The 20,832-nt window shown below is 49.2% G+C and carries 14 protein-coding genes; 7 read left to right on the forward strand and 7 right to left on the reverse strand.

Annotated features, from left to right (window positions below; all coding sequences use genetic code 11):
* The 4 genes from AAF564_16525 to AAF564_16540 all read left to right on the forward strand — a co-directional run.
* Positions 1 to 629, forward strand: a 629-nt coding sequence (locus tag AAF564_16525) for a DUF1080 domain-containing protein (protein MEM8487160.1), incomplete at its 5' end; no start/stop codon positions are given.
* An 11-nt stretch (positions 630 to 640) separates the two neighbouring features.
* A complete protein-coding gene (locus tag AAF564_16530) occupies positions 641 to 1,501 on the forward strand; it encodes an alpha/beta hydrolase (protein MEM8487161.1) in 861 nt (286 codons plus the stop codon).
* Positions 1,502 to 1,522: 21 nt separating this feature from the next.
* Positions 1,523 to 1,789 (forward strand): hypothetical protein, encoded by a 267-nt coding sequence (locus AAF564_16535; GenBank protein MEM8487162.1) that lies wholly within the window; start codon positions 1,523 to 1,525, stop codon positions 1,787 to 1,789.
* Between the two features lie 23 nt (positions 1,790 to 1,812).
* Entirely contained in the window at positions 1,813 to 2,391 is a 579-nt protein-coding gene (locus AAF564_16540; protein MEM8487163.1) for an HAD family phosphatase, read from the forward strand.
* Here the strand turns inward: AAF564_16540 and crcB are convergent.
* Positions 2,388 to 2,762, reverse strand: coding sequence for a fluoride efflux transporter CrcB (gene crcB / locus AAF564_16545; protein MEM8487164.1), 375 nt, complete (start codon positions 2,760 to 2,762; stop codon positions 2,388 to 2,390). The two genes, AAF564_16540 and crcB, sit on opposite strands and share 4 nt — an antisense overlap.
* Positions 2,763 to 2,893: 131 nt before the next feature.
* On the opposite strand from crcB, the gene AAF564_16550 reads away from it, so the two are divergent.
* A complete protein-coding gene (locus tag AAF564_16550; protein MEM8487165.1) occupies positions 2,894 to 3,748 on the forward strand; it encodes a fumarylacetoacetate hydrolase family protein in 855 nt (284 codons plus the stop codon).
* 27 nt (positions 3,749 to 3,775) lie between these two features.
* Positions 3,776 to 5,305 carry an Nramp family divalent metal transporter gene (locus AAF564_16555; GenBank protein MEM8487166.1) on the forward strand — a complete coding sequence of 510 codons (1,530 nt, stop codon included), beginning with the start codon at positions 3,776 to 3,778 and terminating at the stop codon, positions 5,303 to 5,305.
* Positions 5,306 to 5,496: 191 nt separating this feature from the next.
* Here the strand turns inward: AAF564_16555 and AAF564_16560 are convergent, their stop codons facing one another.
* The 3 genes from AAF564_16560 to AAF564_16570 all read right to left on the reverse strand — a co-directional run bounded on the left by AAF564_16560 (position 5,497) and on the right by AAF564_16570 (position 10,326).
* Positions 5,497 to 6,570 (reverse strand): extracellular solute-binding protein, encoded by a 1,074-nt coding sequence (locus tag AAF564_16560; GenBank protein ID MEM8487167.1) that lies wholly within the window; start codon positions 6,568 to 6,570, stop codon positions 5,497 to 5,499.
* A gap of 302 nt (positions 6,571 to 6,872) precedes the next feature.
* A complete protein-coding gene (locus AAF564_16565; GenBank protein MEM8487168.1) occupies positions 6,873 to 9,206 on the reverse strand; it encodes a UvrD-helicase domain-containing protein in 2,334 nt (777 codons plus the stop codon).
* A gap of 340 nt (positions 9,207 to 9,546) precedes the next feature.
* Positions 9,547 to 10,326, reverse strand: coding sequence for a class I SAM-dependent methyltransferase (locus tag AAF564_16570; GenBank protein ID MEM8487169.1), 780 nt, complete (start codon positions 10,324 to 10,326; stop codon positions 9,547 to 9,549).
* Positions 10,327 to 10,883: 557 nt separating this feature from the next.
* On the opposite strand from AAF564_16570, the gene AAF564_16575 reads away from it, so the two are divergent.
* Positions 10,884 to 12,317 (forward strand): hypothetical protein, encoded by a 1,434-nt coding sequence (locus tag AAF564_16575; GenBank protein ID MEM8487170.1) that lies wholly within the window; start codon positions 10,884 to 10,886, stop codon positions 12,315 to 12,317.
* 69 nt (positions 12,318 to 12,386) lie between these two features.
* On the opposite strand, the gene AAF564_16580 is transcribed toward AAF564_16575, so the two are convergent.
* The 3 genes from AAF564_16580 to AAF564_16590 form a co-directional block, all read right to left on the reverse strand.
* On the reverse strand, positions 12,387 to 16,553 hold the full coding sequence (locus tag AAF564_16580) for a two-component regulator propeller domain-containing protein (protein ID MEM8487171.1): 4,167 nt from the start codon (positions 16,551 to 16,553) through the stop codon (positions 12,387 to 12,389).
* Between the two features lie 85 nt (positions 16,554 to 16,638).
* Positions 16,639 to 18,372: a hypothetical protein gene (locus AAF564_16585; GenBank protein MEM8487172.1), complete on the reverse strand. Its 1,734-nt coding sequence runs from the start codon at positions 18,370 to 18,372 to the stop codon at positions 16,639 to 16,641.
* 550 nt (positions 18,373 to 18,922) lie between these two features.
* The gene (locus AAF564_16590; protein ID MEM8487173.1) at positions 18,923 to 20,590 is read right to left on the reverse strand and encodes a response regulator; all 1,668 of its coding nucleotides are present in this window, start codon (positions 20,588 to 20,590) and stop codon (positions 18,923 to 18,925) included.
* Positions 20,591 to 20,832: the final 242 nt, after the last annotated feature.

Raw genomic sequence — 20,832 nt, forward strand, 5'->3', positions numbered from 1 at the left:
CCGGCTGTACAACAGATGAAATTGAACAGGCCCCTGCTGAAGCTGATGCGAAAGCGCCGGCCTTAGTTTCCGTCTTTAACGGCGTTGACCTCAGCGGTTGGGTTGGCAACACGGAAGGCTATGGCGTGGAAGATGGCAACCTGATCTGCCTTAAAGAAGGAGGCGGCAACCTGTATATCGACAAACGCTACAGCGATTTTGAACTCCATTTTGAGTTCTTGCTTGAAGAGGATGGCAACAATGGGTTAGGGATTCGGGCTGAACAAGGAAAAGATGCGGCCTATTACGGGATGGAGCTGCAAATACTGGACAACAACGGCCCGGCTTACACAACACTGGAGCCCTGGCAATACCACGGCTCGGTATACGGCGTTGCGCCGGCAAAACGCGGATTCCAAAACCCCGTCGGAGAATGGAATGAGCAGGTTGTGATCGCAAAAGGCAATCAGATCACCGTGGTGTTAAACGGTGAGACAATCCTTGATGTCGATATCAAAGAAGCAGCCAAGCCAGGCACCATCGATGAAAAAGATCACCCCGGCCTCCTTAATCCCGACGGCTACATTGGCTTTCTTGGCCACGACCATCGCGTTGCGTTTCGCAACATTATGATCAAAGAGCTTTCCTAAACCTACACGTCATGTCATCCATGCTCAAAAAGCTGCTCCTTTTTTCAGCGTGCTGTATCTTCTGGACGCTGACCGCTTTTGCACAGCAACCAACGGCACAGGTGGTCTATAAAGTTGTTGGCCCCGATACCCTGAAGCTGCACGTATTCACGCCGGCCGTCGATACTGCAGGAGCACCCCGGCCGGCCATTGTGTTCTTCTTTGGTGGAGGCTGGGTGAGCGGCAATCCTAAACAGTTTTACCCACATGCCGCCTACTTTGCCTCGCGGGGCATGCTGGCTATTGCAGCAGAGTACCGCATCAAGAACCTGCACAACACAACACCTTATGAAAGCGTAGCTGACGCAAAGTCGGCCATCCGCTGGGTTCGTATGCATGCAGATTCGCTACACGTGGACCCCGACAAAATTGTAGCCGCTGGCGGATCTGCTGGCGGACACATTGCCGCAACAACAGGCGTAATAAATGGCCATGAAGATGGTGCTGACAACCTCTCCATCAGTTCACGGCCGGCAGCCATGATATTGTTTAATCCAGTGCTCGACCTGTCGCCGGTAAAATGGCACGATCGGTTCAATGGGCAGGACCCGCTCAGCATTTCTCCTATTCACCAACTAGACGCAGCCCATCCCCCAACACTCGTCTTTCATGGGACGGCTGACAAAACGGTCCCGTTTTCGCAGGCACGCAGTTTTTGCACAGCCATGAGCCACACAGGCAGCACGTGCCGGCTTATGCAATTTGATGGCATGGACCATGGATTCTTTAATCGGGGCCGGCTTGGCAACAAACCCTATGTCGCCACCGTTCGAGCAGCAGATGAGTTTCTCATCGAACTGGGCATCCTTACCGGTACGCCTACCATCAAATAATCTTCGCGTCTTTTTTGTAGTATGAACGCGCTTATCAAGCTTTCAGATATTATCGCCGGCACAGGCGCGATGCTCATTGCCCTCCTGTATATCGCGCCACCGCCTGAATGGATGGGTACGCGCTATATCTTGATCGCAACGGCGTTGGTGGGGCTCTATTCAGGATGGCACGTTGCCCGTGAGCGGCACTGGATCATGAAGATTTTTTTATACGCCGGCATGATGGTCCTTTGTATACTTGTTGTAGACCTTGTCTTGCAAACCGCCTTAAAGCTAATTGCATTGTAATTTCCCCCAGCATCTCCCCGATTATGATAGAAGTTGCCCCTGGTGTTGAAGGCCTTATTTTTGACTGTGATGGTACCCTCGTTGATAGCATGCCTATCCATTGGGAGTGCTGGCACGGTACCTTTGCCAAATTTGGTGCTACCTGCCCTCCGGAATTCCTTGATCGCTTGAAAGGTGTTCCAACCCACGGCATTATTGCGCAGTTCAATGAAGCCTTCGGATATGATTTTGACGTGGCCGAATTTACAGAAGCCAAAGAAAACCTGGCAAAAGAGAAATTACTGCACGTCAAGGAAATTGAACCAGTGACTGCGCTGGTGTACAAGTACCACAACAAGATTCCGATGGCAGTAGCTTCGGGTGGTCCCTTCGAAACCGTCAAGCTTTCGCTCGACGTGACCGGACTTTCAAAATACTTTGAAGTCTATATCACCGCAGATGACCCCGTCGCCCCCAAGCCCTCCCCCGATATTTTTCTGGAAGCTGCACGCCGTATTGGCGTGGCGCCGGAAAAGTGCCAGGTATTTGAAGATGCAGATATGGGCGTTAAAGCTGCAGTTGACGCCGGCATGGTGATCACCGACGTACGGGACTACCTTTAGCCACTGATTGGCCACAGGGCCTGGTGCAGCTTCATACCGAGCCATACCAACAACAGGCCGGCTGCCACGCTGCCAAATACGTTGAGCAACAGCAGTTCAACCCGTCCACTCTGCCACAACAAGACCGACTCCATACTAAAGGTGGAAAAGGTTGTGAGAGAACCCAAAAAGCCTGTCAGCACAAACAACTGAACAGGCACAGACACATTTCCTGTTTTCAAAAAAGGAACGAGGAAGCCAATTAAAAGGCAGCCTAGCAAGTTGACCGTCCAGGTTGCTACCGGGGCCGGCCCATCCACAAAGCGTTGCACTGCCAACGCCACGCCGTACCGCATCATGGCCCCCACGGCACCCCCAAGCGCTACTGCCATAAATTGCACCATAACAAAAACCTCTACAACTCCAAAAAAGTGAATGCAGGCAACCTGCTGTCTGTTGCATCAAGCGGGTGTTCTGCCGTAACATGCGGCCATCCCCCAAGTTATCGTTTCATTCGAATAAAATGAAGTTAATCCGCTACGGCCTGCCCGGCCAAGAAAAACCCGGCATCCAACTCGAAGATGGCACCCGCCTCGACACCAGCCACCTTACGGCTGATTACAATGAAGCTTTTTTTGAAGCTGGCGGCCTGGACCAAATCCAGGCGTGGCTAGACGCCAGCGCAGCCGGTCAACAGGTCATTTCCGGTGAAACCCGGCTGGGGTCTCCCCTCGCCCGCCCAAGCAAAATTGTATGTATTGGCCTGAATTACAGCGATCATGCCAAAGAAGCCGGCCTCGATCCACCCAAAGAACCCGTTGTCTTCTTCAAAGCTACTTCCGCCATTGTTGGCCCCAATGACGACCTCGTCATCCCCAAAGGCAGTGAAGCAACCGACTGGGAAGTGGAGCTTGGCATTGTTATTGGCAAACGGACTTCTTACGTCAGCGAGGCGGATGCACTGGACTATGTAGCCGGCTACGTGCTTCACAACGATTACAGCGAGCGAGACTACCAGATCCGACGCGGCGGGCAGTGGGTGAAAGGCAAAAGCTGCGATACGTTTGCTCCCCTGGGCCCCTTTGTTGCCACCAAAGATGAAATCAAAAACGTGCACGATCTCGGGATGTGGCTCAAAGTAAATGGCGAGTTCAAGCAGCAGGGCAACACAGCCAATATGATTTTCAACGTCCCGACCGTTGTAAGCTATGTAAGCCAGTTTATGACCCTGCTTCCGGGCGATGTGATTTCTACGGGTACACCGGCGGGCGTGGGCCTCGGATTCGATCCGCCACAGTACCTGGCCGCTGGCGATGTTGTCACGCTTGGCATCGACGGACTGGGCAGTTCAACCCAAAAAGCGGTAGCTTACGGCTGAGTTATTCGGACCTAAACCACCTGTCCCGTGCAAGAGATCGAGCAAGAAAACACTGCGCAAGAGCATATTGCCCAGCCGCCAAAAACGTTTGGCCAAACCCTCCGCAACCTGGGGCCCGGCATCATCATCGCCGGATCCATTGTTGGTTCGGGTGAGTTGATTGCCACAACCAAAGTTGGCGCAGAGGCCGGCTTCTGGCTGCTCTGGCTGATTATCGTGGGTTGCGTGATTAAGGTCTTTGCGCAGATCGAAATGGGCCGCTACACCATTACCTGGAATGAAACACCCCTGGAGGCCTTAAACAAGGTGCCGGGTCCGCGCTACAAGGTAAACTGGATTGTGTGGTACTGGACCATCATGACGTTGCTCATCATCTCCCAGCAAGGCGGGATTGTGGGTGGTGTAGGCCAGGCTTTAGCCATCACCACGCCGTTAACCGAGCAAGGCGAAGTGTTTAATGCGCTGCAGGATCAGATGGTGAAAACACAGGTCGAAATTGCCATTACCGAGGCAAATGGGGGCGTTGTGAGCGGTGCGCTACAGGAACAGTTGAGCAGCCTCTCTGGCCAACTGCAAGCCATGCCTGAACCGAAAGATGCCTACCTTTGGGCATCAATCATGGCAGTGCTTACATCCGGACTGATGTTGATTGGACATTATGGTCTGATACAGAGCGTAACGATGGTCCTTGTGGGGCTGTTTACGCTGATTACGATCATTACGCTCGCTGTTTTGCAATTCACAGATTGGGGGGTAACGGGATCCGAATTTGCCACTGGTTTGAAATTCAACCTCCCCCCTGTGGAGTCGAGTAGCATCATCAACCCCATGACAACTGCGTTGGCTGCTTTTGGCATCATCGGCATGGGGTCCGGGGAATTGTTGATGTACCCTTACTGGTGCCTTGAAAAGGGGTACGCTAAATTTACCGGCAAACGCGATGGCACAGCAGCATGGACTGCGCGCGCAAAAGGCTGGTTTCGCGTTCTCAAAATAGACGCCTGGGCGTCGATGGGCGTGTATACCTTTACTACGGTTGTGTTTTACCTGCTCGGCGCAGCCGTGCTGTGGCGGGTTGGCCTCAATCCGGCGCGTGGTGATATGATCAGGACGTTGTCCGAAATGTATGTGCCCGTCTTCGGGTCTTGGGCGCAGGGCGTCTTCCTCTTTGGTGCTTTTGCCGTGTTATACTCCACATTTTTTGTGGTAGCTGCCGGCTACAGCCGCATGGTCGCCGATGCGTTTGGCCTCTTTGGATTCCACGATGGCACGGAAGCAACGCGCCTGAAATGGACGCGGGTCATCAGTATGATTTGGCCGTTGATGGCGTTGGCTACCTATCTGTTTGTCAAAGCCCCCGTCGCCATGATCCTCGCAAGCGGGGTTGCCCAGGCGGTTATGCTGCCCATGCTGGGCGTTGCGGTGCTTTATTTCAGGTATAAGCGTAGTGATCCGGAATTGTTAACCGGTCGCACGTGGGATGTGCTGCTGTGGCTGTCCAGTATCGGCCTGTTCATCGCCGGCTGCTGGTCGCTGTACAGCACGCTGGCAGGATGAGGTTGAAGAAGGCCGTGCTCCACCCCTGGTCATACCCAACTTGATTGGGTATCCACCCGGATGGCAAAAGCCAACAGGACACATCCAGCAGCGATTAGTATTCCTGTGGATCCCCAGTCAAGCTGAGGATGACGGTTCGCCTGTCGTGTGGAAGCAGAGGTGTCAATGCTGAGCCATTAAATAACAGCCTCTCAATCAACAACCGCCAGCCCTTTTTCCTGTAGATACACCTCACCGCGGCCTTTGATGTTTTCATCCCAGTACTGCATCCAGGTTGGGCCCTCGCTTACAAGGCGCTCCCAATCGAGTTGCATAGGGCGGATATCGGTGCCGGTTACCCAGTCAGGCAGGGCCGCAGGGTCGAGGTCTTTTCTCGTGGGAATACGGAAATAGGCATTCGATTGTAGCGTCATGGCTTCTTTTGAGGTAGCCATTTCATAAAACTGCCGGGCCCGATTCAGGTTGGGACCATTTTTCACAAGCGCAATCCCATCGGTAAGTACCGGTGTACCACTTGCCGGAATGAGCCAGCCAAACGGGTAACCGTTGTCATTTTGCTGCAGGAAAATATCCGGCATATTCCACAACGATACATCACCTTCCTCTCGCGCAAGTTTCAGGTACAGCTGGGTAGGATCAGCAGCGTAGGTCTTGGTATTCATGTCCAGTCGTGCGAGCCAGGCATAGCCTTCTTCCACAGTATCAAACCGCATAATCATAGCACCAAAAATGGTGCGCATGGTAGCAGAAGCAAGCGGGTAGCGAATCAGAATTCTATCCCGCCATTGCGGATCGAGGAGGTCGTCCCAATCTTTGGGCAAGTCGGCATCCGTTGGCAGGGTGCGGCTATTAAAAGCAATCACTTCGGGGGTCAGGAAAGTGCCATACCACATGTTTTCCGGATGATGGGTACTGGCATCAACAGTATCAGCCCAGGTAGGGCGATACGCTTCGAGCAGGCCTTCGCGGGCTGCGCGATCAAAAGCCGTGCTGGCACCGCCCCACCAGATGCTGGCCTGCGGTCGTTCCCGTTCTGTGCGGATACGGTCGTATGCATTTTGTCCACCCATATCGATCCATTGAACATCTACATCCGGATGGGCTTCCTCAAACACCTCTTCAAAAGCCGTAAGCATTTCTTTGCCGTGCGGCGAGTAAATGATCAGGGCTTCTTTTTCAGGGCCGCTAGCACAACCGGCAATCACAAGAAGAATACAGAACAACAAAACCTGGCGCTGGCCAGAGAAAGACGCACGTGACATCATCGGGTACGGATAAATCCTGAAGGTGGGAAACGGTGGCTCGCAAGCAGCTTACCGGACCAATTGGGACGTTGATACGCCACGCGGGGATTGAGGTTCGAATGCCGAATGCCGAATGCCGAATGCCGAATGCCGAATGCCGAATGCCGAATGCCGAATGCCGTATAAAGGTAATCCGTTCGACATTCGAAATTTTTGGTGGACGTCCAGCACACTAAATTGCTAATAACGAACTGAACTTTGACAGCTACTATTTTTTCTGAACACCCCTGACTCGGTATTCGAAATTCAAAGCTCGTCGTGTGTCACCCCACGAGCCGCAGCTTCGCAAACTTCAGCGCGAGTTTTTTCTGGCCCACAGACTTAAAGAAAACTGTTGCCTTCAGATGCTGCCCATTGCCTTCCATTGCGAGTACTTTGCCCTGCCCGAACGTCTCGTGTTCAACCACGGCACCCGGGACGATCTGCCCTTCCCCTTCGTCATACACCACACGCCGGCCACTTGGTGGGTCAACCTTTACCGTTCTTGTTTTACGCTTGCCGGCCGACGGACTCAGGCTCTGCTTATAATAATCCGGCGCCATGTTTTCGTAGGAAAACGTATTCCCACTGCCTACGCTAAAACGACCAGGCTTTTGCTCAAACTGTTTCCCGCCTTCCGTTTTGATGACGGAGGTGTCAATTTCTTCGAGGAAGCGGCTTCGAATACACGACTGGTGTTCGCCATACCGGAAACGAGAACGCGCGCTTGAAATGACGAGGTGTGATTTGGCCCGGGTAACGCCTACATAAAACAAGCGGCGCTCTTCCTCAAGGTCCTTGCGGTCCTGCGAAGCATTGGCAAGGGGAAACAACCCTTCTTCGAGGCCGGCAATAAAGACTACCTGAAACTCAAGGCCTTTCGAGGCATGCAGCGTCATGAGGGTAACCCGGTCGTCATTGCCTTCATCAGCATCCTGATCGGTGAAGAGCGATACCTGCTGCAAAAACTCGCTCAGCGAACCGTTGCTGCCTTCCTGTTGCCGAAATTCTGCAATCGCTGAAATCATCTCCTGCACGTTCTCCCACCGCACCAGCCCTTCTTGCGTGCCCTCGTCTCGCAGGTTGGCAAAGATACCCGATTCCTTGATCAATTCGCGTGCGATGTCGTCTGCCGGCTGGGTATCCATGATCGCGCGGTAATCTTCGATCATCTTGGCAAATTTGGATATCTGCCCTTTGGCTCGGGCTGAGAGCCCGGTTTGGTCGAGCGCATGCATCACATCCCACAACGGCATGCCCGTGTTTTCTACATACCCAAAGAGCTGGCTTTGCGTTTTTGCGCCAATACCACGCGTTGGATAATTGATTACCCGGCGTAAGCTTGCCACGTCGTTGGGGTTTACCAGCAGGCGTAAATAGGCAAGCACATCCTTGATCTCACGACGCTGGTAAAACGACACGCCACCAACGACACGGTACGGGATATTGCCACGCCGTAGTGCATCTTCAAACGAGCGGCTTTGTGCATTGGTACGGTAAAGGACGGCAAAGTCGCGGTAGTAGTAAGACGTCCGAACTTCCAGGTCGCGGATGCGGCGTTCAATTTTCTGGGCTTCGTCGCGCTCGGAGATGGCTTCCATCAATACAATGGGTTCACCTTCGGCGTTTTCAGTCCAGAGCGATTTATCCAGCTGGTCTTCATTGTGCCCGATGATAGAGTCGGCCAGCTTCAGGATTTTCTGCGTCGAACGGTAGCTTTGCTCGAGACGAATGGTGACGGCTTCGGGGTAGTCGCGCTGGAAAGAAAGGATGTTGGCGATGTCGGCTCCGCGAAACGCGTAAATACTCTGTGCATCATCCCCAACCACACAAATATTCTTGTGTTTATTCGCCAGCAGCTTGGTCAGCAAGTACTGCGCGTGGTTGGTATCCTGGTACTCATCGATGTGGATGTACTTCCAGCGATCCTGGTACTTTTCGAGAATCTCCGGGTTTTGCTGGAAAAGCTCGATGGGTTTGATGAGCAGGTCGTCAAAGTCGAGTGCGTTGGCTTTGCGCAAGATTTCCTGGTACGGCTTGTAGACGCGGGCTGCCTGCTCTTGCATCCGCGTAGACGCCATGCGGTGGTATTCATCGGGCGATACCATCTGGTTTTTGGCGCTCGAAATGTGGGAGCGCATCGCGCGGGGACTAAACTGTTTGACATCGATATTGTACGACGACATCACGTTGCGCATCACGCGCTCGCTGTCTTCGGTATCGTAGATGGAAAAGTCGCGCGTAAACCCGAGCGCTTCAGCCTCAACCCGCAGCATGCGCGCAAAGATCGAGTGGAACGTACCCATCCACATCCCCCGCGCGGCATCCTCGCCCACCAGTTCTTCCACGCGCTCGCGCATTTCACGCGCCGCCTTGTTGGTGAACGTGAGCGAGAGGACTTGATAAGGCCGTGCAAGGCCTTTTGCGAGCAGGTAGGCAATCCGGTGCGTAAGCGTACGCGTTTTGCCAGAGCCTGGGCCGGCGACTATCATCACAGGCCCTTCCGTTGCCTTGACGGCGTCCTGCTGAACCGGGTTCAATCCTTGCAAAATCTTGTCAGCATCTACTGAAATTCGAGGCGGATTGGATTCGTCAAAGTTGAGATGGAACTGCCGCATGCGTCCTTAGAGAGATTTACCGTTGCAAGGAAGAAAGGGAAGATACCAACCCGCACTTTGTGTTACCGTTCCTTATATGTGAAGAATATGTATCAAAAGACAGGTTAGCGGATAATTACATACCTTGGAGGGCACCTTTTTGCTGAGAAATGGTATCTTCTTCAGCTATGTCCCCCCCCAGTATTCCATCCAGCAACACGCCGAATACTGTTGCGCAACGGTTTTATGGATTTGATAATGCGGACACCAGAAGACGTGCCCCGTAACGAACGAGGCACGCCTTATTTGATATTCTGTTCACGAACAAATATCATCTAAAAAAGCGACGATGGAGTGTTTATTACGATTTTGTCGCGTGCAGGAAAAGGTTCACGCCTTCAGGCTCCTTGCCGATGCTAATGTTCTGGTCTGGCACACCACAATCTAGCGCGAGCTGCCGTAAATCATCGGGACTGCGGTGGTGTAGCTCCCATTCCATTAGCACTTCCATGTAGGACTGGTCAGGATTGTCCGTAGAGAAGTTGCCGACCACAAGCTGTCCCCCAGGTTCAGTGAAGTCGTAAAGACGCTTTAGTAAGAATTTGAACCGGCGGTCGTCAAAGTAATCAAATAGGCCGGCAGACCAAACCAGCGGGAATTTTTTCTCTGTTGAATAGCGGAATGCATTCGCCTGAACAAATTCAATTGCATCTATGTGTTCATAGCACAACGCCTTCGCATACTGGATGGCTGTTTTATCGTATTCCACACACGTAAAACGGACGCGCTCATCCGTAGCAAAAGAGAGGTATTCAAATACATCACGTGCCGGACCACTTGCGATGTTTAACACCGCTACAGATTCAGCACTGGCTCCGCGCTTAATAAGTGTGCTCAGCAAATTCAGAAAGTAGGTCTTTCTATTCCTTACTGCCTTGGCTGCATGAGTATTGAGCAGAAAATTATCCCAGTTGATTAACTCAGGGTCAGTTGTCAACGAGCGCTGATATACACGATCGATTACTTCAAAATCCCCCGCATAACCACGTGGTTTGACTAAACTAATTCCTTGCAATGTTTTGGTAGAGAGCGCATCTCCAAAAACGTTGTGTATTTCTTTCTTGTCGTCTTCGGATAGCATACCTTTTTCAACGTCAGCAGCAAGTTCTCTTAACCAAGCACTAAACGCCTTAAACTCAGAGGGTGTGGGTCCACCCTTCCTTACCCATCGGGTTGCGGAAGTAATATGTTTATTCATTTTGTTGAACTAACCTGGGAGTGATTGCAGTTAATATTCTAATTCAATAGGCGAATAAAACATGCAATACCGACAGGCATGTGCTAAAATTACAGCACTAAAAAACCTAAGATCTCTAAACGTCGGTAATGGTGATGTTTTTGTCGCCTGACTGCACACAGGTAGATCAATTCGCTTGCGTTTCCGGCGGTATTTCGCAAGCTATGGCAGGAAGGGATTTGCCATGCAACTTCATGGACTTCTACCATTTTGCTTCGTAAAGTTTCTAGTAAAATGGTGTACAGGCTTTTATCCACCAGACATACTATCGACCACAGAGTGCGGACTCGCACTCCCGAGTGAGCCTGGTTTCAATGAGGGAGTATAGCGCTATACCTGCATTAGGTATGTACGAGAGGGCATTTGAGGATATAAATACATACCTTCTCGTTTACTAAATAATGGCATCTTCCAATTTCATAACCTCACTCGGTATACCAACACGTAACCGTCCGGATACTGTTGCGCGTTGTCTGCAGAGTTTTGTGGATAATGCCCATAAGCACAGCCGGGATGCCGCGTTTACTGTAGTTGATGACAACAAGAAACCGGAATACGCGGATGCAACCAGGCGACGCGTAGACTTAATTCGCAAATCATCTGCCTCTGCCGTTCGTTATCTGAACCGCGCAGACCGCAGAAAAATGGCTGCTTTTCTTTCTCGCAAAGCCAAACTCCCCCAATCGTTGCTCGAGTACGCTCTGCTGGGTAATGAGCAAAGCCAGGAATCATATGGTGCAGCGCGTAATACACTATTACTGGCTTCAGCCGGCACTTTGCATGTACAAGTAGATGACGACACCATCTGCGAGCTCTACAGCACAACCCAGGGAGCGCAACAGCTAATTGCACCTACCACTATTCCTACAGACCGCTACCAGTTTTACCAAACACGAGCCGAAGCGCTGGCTATTGCACAGGGTCTCCAGGTTGATGTACTGGGCTTACACGAAGCCTATCTTGGCAAACCCCTCTCAATACTCACTGATGCAAGCCCTCATTCTCCCGATATGTTTATAGTTGGGACCTTCCTTGGGGCGGCCGGAGATTCTGGTATGAGCACGACGATGGGCCGGCTTTCTTTCCAGGGCGCTGAGCGAGACGCATTGCTCGCAGATCCCGAATCTTATCGATGGAAACTGTTTACCCGCAATATCATCCGGGCACCGCGAGGCCCCAGGATTGGCGTAGATCGATCGCTGATTACTATAAACGCAGGACTCGACAACCGCACGTTGCTCCCCCCTTTCCCACCGAACATGCGTAATGAAGACAGTGTCTTTGGTGAAGTACTCGGATTGTGCCAGCCAAATGGCATCAAGGTGCATCTACCTTTCACCATTCAGCACGACCCACCCAACGAACGACCACCTCATACGGAGGTCATGATCCCCCCTGCAAATCTGAATCAAGTGCTCTCAGCAACGCTGTCCTCTTTTGGACCAGGCATTCTTTCAAGCGACCCAGCCGCAAATCTTCCGCTGCTTGGTACTTACCTTCAACAACTGGTCAATGCGCCGCTGGATGAGTTTGTGGAGTATGTTTCGAATGCCACACGGCGCGTCTACGCAGAAACACTCAAAGCGCTCGAAGCCGTAACAGAGGAGATGGATCAATTTCCTGCTTATTATCAGGAAGATGTGACGGCATTGCGCCACCAATTAGCTAACGCAATAGATGGGCAGCATGCGTTTAAGCCTATCGATCTGTGGCGTTATGGATATGATGTCTGGGAATTCGCACAATCACTTTTTGGTAGGTACGCCGAGTTGTTAAAACACTGGCCGGCTATTGCAGACGCTGCGAAGCGCTGGCATGGTGATTGGCAGGATTAAGGCAGCTCACCTTTGCCATCTTATCACAAATCAGCAACCACGCTGTATTCGACACTTTGCATTGGACAATCACTGCCTGCCCCTCTTCCCTTCCATGTATTCTTTCGGAGAAACGTCGTAAGCCTGCCGGAACACCCTTGAAAAATGATTGGGATCACTGTATCCGACAGCGTAAGCTATCTGCGCGACCTGGTCGTGTTTTTGTTCGAGAAGCTGGGCAGCGCGTTCGAGGCGCAATATTTGGAGATACACGCGGGCAGTGAGGCCAACAGCGGAATGCATAAGGCGGTTCAAATGCCTGGGACTGACGCCTAATTCAGCAGCAATATCGCTCACTTTAATGTCTTGCATCCGCGCTACGATCAGTTCGCGCACCTGTTTGATAAACGCTTCATCTTTGGAGTCTACCTCCACCCCGTTTGTCTCCAGGCTCACACGGTTGGCCGCGATGGCTTTTCGGACTTCAATCAGATTTTCTACCCGAATCTGGAATTCGGTGGCATTGAATGGTTTGACGATGTATGCGTCAGCTCCCGTACGTAGGCCGGCGTGAATGTCTTCCATGTCTGCCCGTGCGGTGACCAACATCACGCGCGTTTCAGCAAGCGCTGGCGTAGTTTTAATGCTCTTCACCATTTCCAGGCCGTCAACCTCAGGCATCATTACATCGCTCACGATGAGATCGGGTAACAACTCTATGGCTCTTTCAAGACCAATTCGCCCGTTTTCCGCTTCAAATACGTGATAGCGTCCTTCGAGCAAACTGCGTATATAGGTCCTTACATCTTCCCTATCTTCCACCAACAACACGCGCGGCGCATCATCTGGGAGGGGTGTTTCAGCAAACATCAATGCCTCCTCTTCCTCTCGCTCTTCCAGATCGTCGCGCAATTCAGGCATCCAGATGCCCGGCAACACTGAATTAGCTGAAAAATGGGCGCGCCCCTGCTTGAAAGACACGGTAAACGTACTGCCTACACCTACCTCACTTTCAACGCCAATTGTAGCCTGATGCAAATTGACCAGTTCTCTGGTCAGCGCAAGTCCAATACCTGTACCTTCATGCAACCGCGTGCTGGAAGCATCACCCTGCCTGAAACGTTTGAAAATGTGTGGCAGTACTTCAGCCGAAATGCCAATTCCCGTATCAGTTACCGTGAACAGCACCTCTTTAGTTGAAAGCTTGCGCGCCACCCCCACAGAAATCTGCCCACCAGATGGCGTAAACTTGATGGCGTTCGAAAGCAGGTTGTTGAAGATGTATTTGAGTTTGTCTGTGTCGAGGTAGAGGACAGAGGCGCTGCCGTCGTGCTCGAACGTTAACGCGATCGATTTACCCGAAGCCGGCAACTCGAATTCTTTCAATCGGTGTTGTACATACGCAACAAGGTCAACCTGCCGGGGATGAGCCAGCATTTCACCGGCTTCGAGCTTGGAGAGCGCCAACAATTGATCGATAAGACCTTTTAGAGTCTTCCCACTGCGCTCAACAATTTGCAGCAGGGTACGCGTGCGATCGTTAAGCTTCCCGTGAACGCCGTTTAGTGTATCCTGCACTGGCCCGATGATGGTTGTCAGCGGTGTCCGGAATTCGTGGGAAATATTGGCAAAGAAGTTCGACCGAATTCGGTCCATTTCTTTGAGTTGATGCGCCTGCTGGGCCAATTGTTTGTTTTGCTGGGCAATTTCAGTTGTTCGCTCCTGTACAGTCACCTCCAGTTGCTCGGCGCGCTGCTCAGCAGCACGTACGCGCCAGCGGACGAGCCCGAAGATACCCAGACCGGCGAGGCTAACCCAGAGCATCCACGCCCACCATTTTTGATACCATGGTGCGAGTATAACCACCTCGATAGATATCCCTTCCTCATTCCAAATACCATCTCCATTCGAAGCCTTCACGCTGAAAGTATAAGTGCCTGGGGAAAATGCAGCTCTAGGAAATGTTATAACCTTCTCAGTACCAACATGCCTCCATTCACTATGATATCCCTCCAAGAAATATGAATACTCATTTTTTAATGGATTCTTGTAATGCAAAGCCGCATATCCGATAGAAATCTCGAATTGATCTGGTTCAACAACTATTTCATCAGTAGTTACAATGGACTCTCTAATCGAAGAATTGATATTTGGCAGTTGCGTTTCTCCATCTATTTTCAAATCTGTAAATCTAATAACAGGAGGATTAGAGTCGTCTTTAATGTATTCTGGAAAAAATGAATTAAAGCCATTGTTTCCACCAAAGAAAAACTCTCCTGACTTACTCTTAAAAGAAGAACCAATATGAAATATATTACTTTGCAATCCATCCCGTGTATCGAAGACTCGAAACTCAGATGTAGCGGGGTCAAAACGAGCAATACCAAGATATGTACTTAACCATAACAACCCTCTTTCATCAATCAGAATTGCTAAAACAGAGTTACCCGGAAGTCCATGATCATTACCAAAATTATCAATAACTCCAGTAGATACTTCGAGTCGACTAAGTCCTCCTCCCTGGGTTCCTATCCACAAAACACCATCTGGATATTCATTGATTGATGTAACAAAATTACTGCCAATAGAATGTAGTGAATCTTCTACCAATCGATAGGTCTCGAAGTTATCGTCAACACGATTATATTTGCTTAAACCTCCACGATAGGTACCAAACCAAAGATTACTGTCATGATCTTCAAAAATCTTATTAACCTCATTTGAGCCTATACTTCGACTATCTTCATCATCATATGTATAGCTTGAGAAAACTTCATTTTTTGAGTCAAATTTACTTACTCCACCATCAAGAGTCCCAATCCAAAGCAGGCCAAAACTATCTTCCATAATTGAATAGACTCGATTTGTTGGTGTATTCAAGCTATTAGCGTTACCACGAATATTCTTATAGTTTTTAAACTCACCCGACGCTGGATCATACCTATCTATTCCCTCTCCCCAAGTGCCAAACCAAAAAACACCATCACTATCTCTACATATCGCCCAAACATCATCACTACTAAGACTATTTGTACTAGACTCATCATGCTTCAAATAAGCGTATTCACCCTTCACTCTATCAAAAACATTCACCCCCCCACCGAAAGTAGCTATCCACAAGCGTTCTTCATCATCCTCAACCATAGGCATGATCAGATTATGGTTCAATTTATCTGAAACACCTGGTGTGAACTTATGATGTACAAAGATTTCTCTTGTCCAGTAGAGTTTATTTATGCCATTCCAGGTTGCAATCCAAATTCTACCTTCAGTATCTTCAGTTAACTGGTATATGGCATTATTTGACAAACTATGCTCATTCCCGAGATCATGCTGGAACCTAATAAAGGACTCACCATCATCCCTCATTAGGTTCAAACCTTCAGCGTTAGTACCAACCCAAATCCGGCCATCAGATGACTCGTAAATAGTTTTGACGAAGTCACTTGACAAACTCTTGTAATTTGAAGGGTCGTGTACAAAAGAATTGATGACTCCCAATTCTCTATCAAACTTATACAAGCCATCGCCTAATGTACCAAACCACAAGTCACCCTTAGAATCCTCATAAATAGAAGACACATTATTACCAACAATGCTTAGAATAGGATCATCGTTAAAACCACTAATTTCCTCTCCAGTCAGGTCGAATGCATACACTCCCTTATCAGATCCAATCCACAGCCTCCCGTAACTATCCTCATAGATAGCGTTAACTGATGCGCCTTTTAGTTCTAGTGCACTCCCTACAAATTTATCAAAAGAAACAACTTCCTCCTCGGTATAATCAAACACAAGCACTCCAGTATCTGTACCAATCCAAATCCTGTTTGACACAGAGTTAGCCAAAGTATTTACTACAGTATTTTCACCAAAAAACTCTTCATTTGTATAATTTTCAATCTCCTCACGCCTTGGATCAAACGAACTAAGACCCCCATCTGAGCCAATCCAAATAACACCATCTTCAGACTCTAACAAATATCTTATCCTATCATTAGATAGTGCAATCCCTTCATCAGTACTACGATAGACCTTAAACTCTCTACCATCATAACGATTTAGACCTTCTTGAGTACCAAACCAAAAAAAACCATTTGTATCTTGCAGTATACTCCGGACTGCGTTAAATGAAAGCCCATCTTTTACGGTAATTCGTTCAAAATATGCTGAATCCTCAATATGTTGACCCTGTGCTGCGGCATTCACGAATAGTGAAAACACAGCCAGATTGGATAATAAAAACAGATACTTCACCAAGAGTCTATTTGGCAAAATGCAATAACCTCATTTCTCTCGAAGCATTCAAATCAGTTCTTTTACACTATTATGTTCAAACAAATCATGACCCGGAAGCTGTAAAGGTTGGAACATGAGAATCACCACTCGACCAAGATCGGAACAGTTCATCCAAATTAGGGCGCTCTGGAAATGGCACTTGAACAACCCCTTCTCCATCTCCTGACATACTATCGTTTACGATGAATAAGGAGCTCACACTTGGTGTCGATTTGACAAACTCTATTCTAACCTTGTGGGGAAACACAAACTCTATCTGCTCTTCTATAAAATTTTGCAACATGGCAGCAATTTTAGTCCGTACCTCCTGCTTTCTTTCAAATGGCACAAAACTGGAATTCGGCACAACTTCAGTAATGACTTTGTCTAATTCCTTCTTCGCCTGAGATACCTTTTTAATTACTGTCGGCCCGCTTAACGGGTGCTCCGTTTGTGTGCGATTTATCTCTGCCAATACCCTGCGTGCATCCATCCGTGACTCATACAGGTTTTTTGTACGGATCTTTGAAGTGCGGAACACGCAATCTGTAATGGTTGCCTTATCCTCTGCCGTTGCTTCTGCATCATTATGGGCGCTTTCGAAATAATTCTGAGCATTTCTAATCAAACCAGACACCTTTGAAAGCGAAGCAGCCAGACCGTTCTCGATCGACGCTATTTCTTGTTCTCGCGTAGCCCGGTCTTCTTGCCAACTGACATAGGTTTCTCCCGCATCAGCGTCATGTCCAGAAGACTGCGCGAGTTCAAACAAATGATCAATGATCTTAGCCTCTCCTATTAAAATCTCTTCTCTTACTACAAGGATGTATCGATCATATAATAAATCATTACCCCAAATTTCAGCGATCGCACGTGGTATTCCATTTGCAAGTAATTGAAGCTGCGAGCCCTTTATTCCCCATTTCGGCGCAAGATCATTGAGATGTGCCTGCACATTGAGGCAACGACCTGGGTCCGCAAACCCCTCAGATATACCACTTTCGTTTCCAGGACCTGGCGTGGAGAGGATGCCTGTATTTAAGCCCGGTAGTACCATAGGCGGTTTGCCCGTTTCTCTTACAACATACATGTTGTAGACCTGGGCTTCATTGACCGGTCGTTCAGGCCAGGGGAAGATTATTTGGTCGCTCGAAATGATGTATTCATAGCACAAATTGTGTCGAAACGTAGCAGTTAATCCCACCGGCAGGAGCTTGTCATCTCCAGCAGCAGCAATTGCTGCTGCATAGACACCTCCGGCTTCCATAAAAGCCTTCAGGTTTTCAAGCCTTTTCTTTTGAACACCATATCCTGCATCGGTAATCCCTAACACGCCCTGGATGGATGCTTTATTGCTAATCCAGTAGGCAAGTAATTCGCTTGACAGAGTTCCTAATGGAGCCACCTCAGGCTCAAAGGCATCAAAAGCATCAATGAGCTGTTCCAGCTTCCCGATTTCAGCAAAAAGAATGGCGCAATGTCCTTCCAAAGGCAAAGCACAGACCTCTTTAACCTGTGCGGCCAGCTCCTTTAATTGGTCTATTTCGATACCAGCAAAGTGCGGGTGACAGCGTATATCTGTCATGAACTGCGGATTAGGCACGCCAAGGAAATCATATACTGATTTGGTATAGTTTAAATAGGCGTCAATTGTCTTGCCATATACCTCCTCAAAAAGCGCAGGATTATTGTATACGTCTAAGGACAACTTTTTATGTTTCCATACCTTTCCCATCATGCGAGGAAATAACCTAACCCATACAGCATTCAATGTAGCCAGATTCAAGCTCCAATTCATTACGCTCACCTAATTACCATTTCAGTATTAAAACACGCACTATATTTAATCAACAAACTATTTTCAAAATTAGTGCGCCAATTAAATATTATAATTTATTATTTAATGCAAACAAACCAAGTTGCTGGTCACTAGTAAAAAAAAACCCCTACCTTTGACAACTCACCAGATAAAGATCTCAAATACGTTTAGCTGACACACAAATCCCTCAGTGCCAAACGCATATTGCCTTGCCCCGTTTTTTCAGGTCAAATCATATGGTATTGTCTGAAACGATGTAGTGGATGACCGAACGGTAGCCACGCTAGTTTCTGTTACACCACAGGTTAGGTTACGAGGCCTCTCTTCACGGCTTTTTTTCAATTTCTACTCGAGAACACCCTACCCTGACGTTAGCAAATAAGAACCTAGTGGCTTGGTTTAGTCGTAAAACGCAAAAAAACACCCCAGGACCGACCTGTCGGCTGGGGTGTAGTTTTTGTCGTTTCACGTAACGTGCCCGCTATCATAATACAATGGATCTCAAAAGGCGGACTGCAAAAGGATAAAGTTAGTATTCAGCCATATATGCGCGGGGGCTTTTGCCGTAAAGTTGGGAAAAGGACCTCGAAAAATGTCGAGGGTGGTTAAATCCTACCCACCGGGCAACCTGCGCAATGTTACCAGCACGCTGCTCCAGCAGTTGCGCCGCCCGCTTGAGCCGCATGATGCGTACAAAAGCCATCGGTGACCTATCCAAAACCATTTTACATTTGCGCTGTAGTTGTCGCTCTCCCATACACATCGCATCAGCAAACCTGGTAAGGTCGAATGCTTTATCACCCATATTAAGCTCCACCACCTCCTTCGCCTGTGCATAAAATGCTTCGTCTACAGACGGCACCGGCGTGTTTGTGGGCTCAAAAAAAACAGTGTTGCTGAAGTAATTTCGCACGTGGCGACGATTCGCCAGTAAGCTTCGCACCTGTGCCAGCAGCATACGGCTGTCATAAGGCTTCATTAAGTAGGCATCTGCATCAGCTTCATATCCTTTCAAACGATACTCATCCTCCGACAGCGCTGTAGACAGCATTACAGGAATATGATTTAGCTGTTTATCTTGTTTGATCTGCTTGCATAAAGTATGACCATCCAGCTTGGGCATCATGACGTCTGCGATGATTAAGTCTGGAATGAGCACAGCAGCTTTCTCCAGCCCCTCTTCCCCATTGGCAGCTTCTTCTACAGTGAAATGCGGGTCGAGACAGGTTTTGATGTAATAACGCACATCCCGATTGTCTTCCACGAGCAGTATAACTGGATCAGACGGTTCCTCTTCAGCAGCAGGATTAGGTTGGAGTAACGTTGTACGCAGCTCTTCTGCAGTCCATGCTTCATCCGGTAGGCCCTCATCATCAGCTGTTGCCAGTGTATCCCGGCGTAACGTCACACTATCTAATGAGAACTGGTGGGCAGTCGGTAACGAAAACACCAGCGTTGTGCTAAAGCCTGGATCCTCTTCAACACTTAGTTGTCCCCCAAGTGCACTGATCAGCATACGGATGCCTGTAAGATCCAGGCCGACTGGTCCCTCTGCGTACAAAGAGGCTTTAAGCCGGGCCAGCATATCTTCATTGTTTTGAGCGAGATACGCGCCGGCGTATTTAATACGGCATACAACGGTGTCCTTCGCATCAGGGTCAGGCTGTACGTCTAACTTAACACTACCGCCAGCCGCGGTTTGGGCGATGCCATAGGCTATCAGGCTACGCAGCACACGCAGCAATTTTTCAGGATCAGCGGTCACGTTTGGCAATACGCCAGTACATCCATATTCTACTGTCAATTGCTTCTGTTCAGCCATTTCAACGACTGCCATGAATACGCGCTTATTAAGCGCTTCAAAATTAATCGAGGATTGCCTGGCATTACAAAGAAGCCTGTTAACCTCAACATGTAGGCTTACAATCTCTGTCAGTCGTTGAAACAATAAGGTATGTTTGTACATCTGGCCTGCGTCTTCAGGCGTACCTTCCAAGGTTTGTAATTTACGTGCCGGCTCCTGCATCAATAGTAACAGATTTCTTGAGAGGCGCGCGACCGCATGAAGCAGAGCGTCATGATCCTCAATGAGTCGAGAAAGTGATGCTACCGTATATTGGAGTTGATCCGTTTCTGAATTGTCCGTTTGCGACTTTTTCTGCCAAAAGAAGTAAGGCTTAAAGGATGCGTTGACCATAATCGTACGTCTTTGTGACCCAAGAGTGGGTGTGTTTGTGGTGACGTACAAAGGGTAGCCATGCAGACCCGGGGTAAACCGGACGAATACTAGTACAATATGGACATTATCGCCCTAGAGGCATGAAAAGCGACGTTTTCGGGGTAGGAGTGAGGAGTGTGTCTCGTCCTGCTATACCACACTTGTCCTGAAGGAAAGATTCCCGGCAATCACTTTGACCTGCATGTTTGTTGTAATTGGAG

This window comes from Bacteroidota bacterium, assembly GCA_039111535.1.
Lineage (GTDB): Bacteria > Bacteroidota > Rhodothermia > Rhodothermales > JAHQVL01 > JBCCIM01.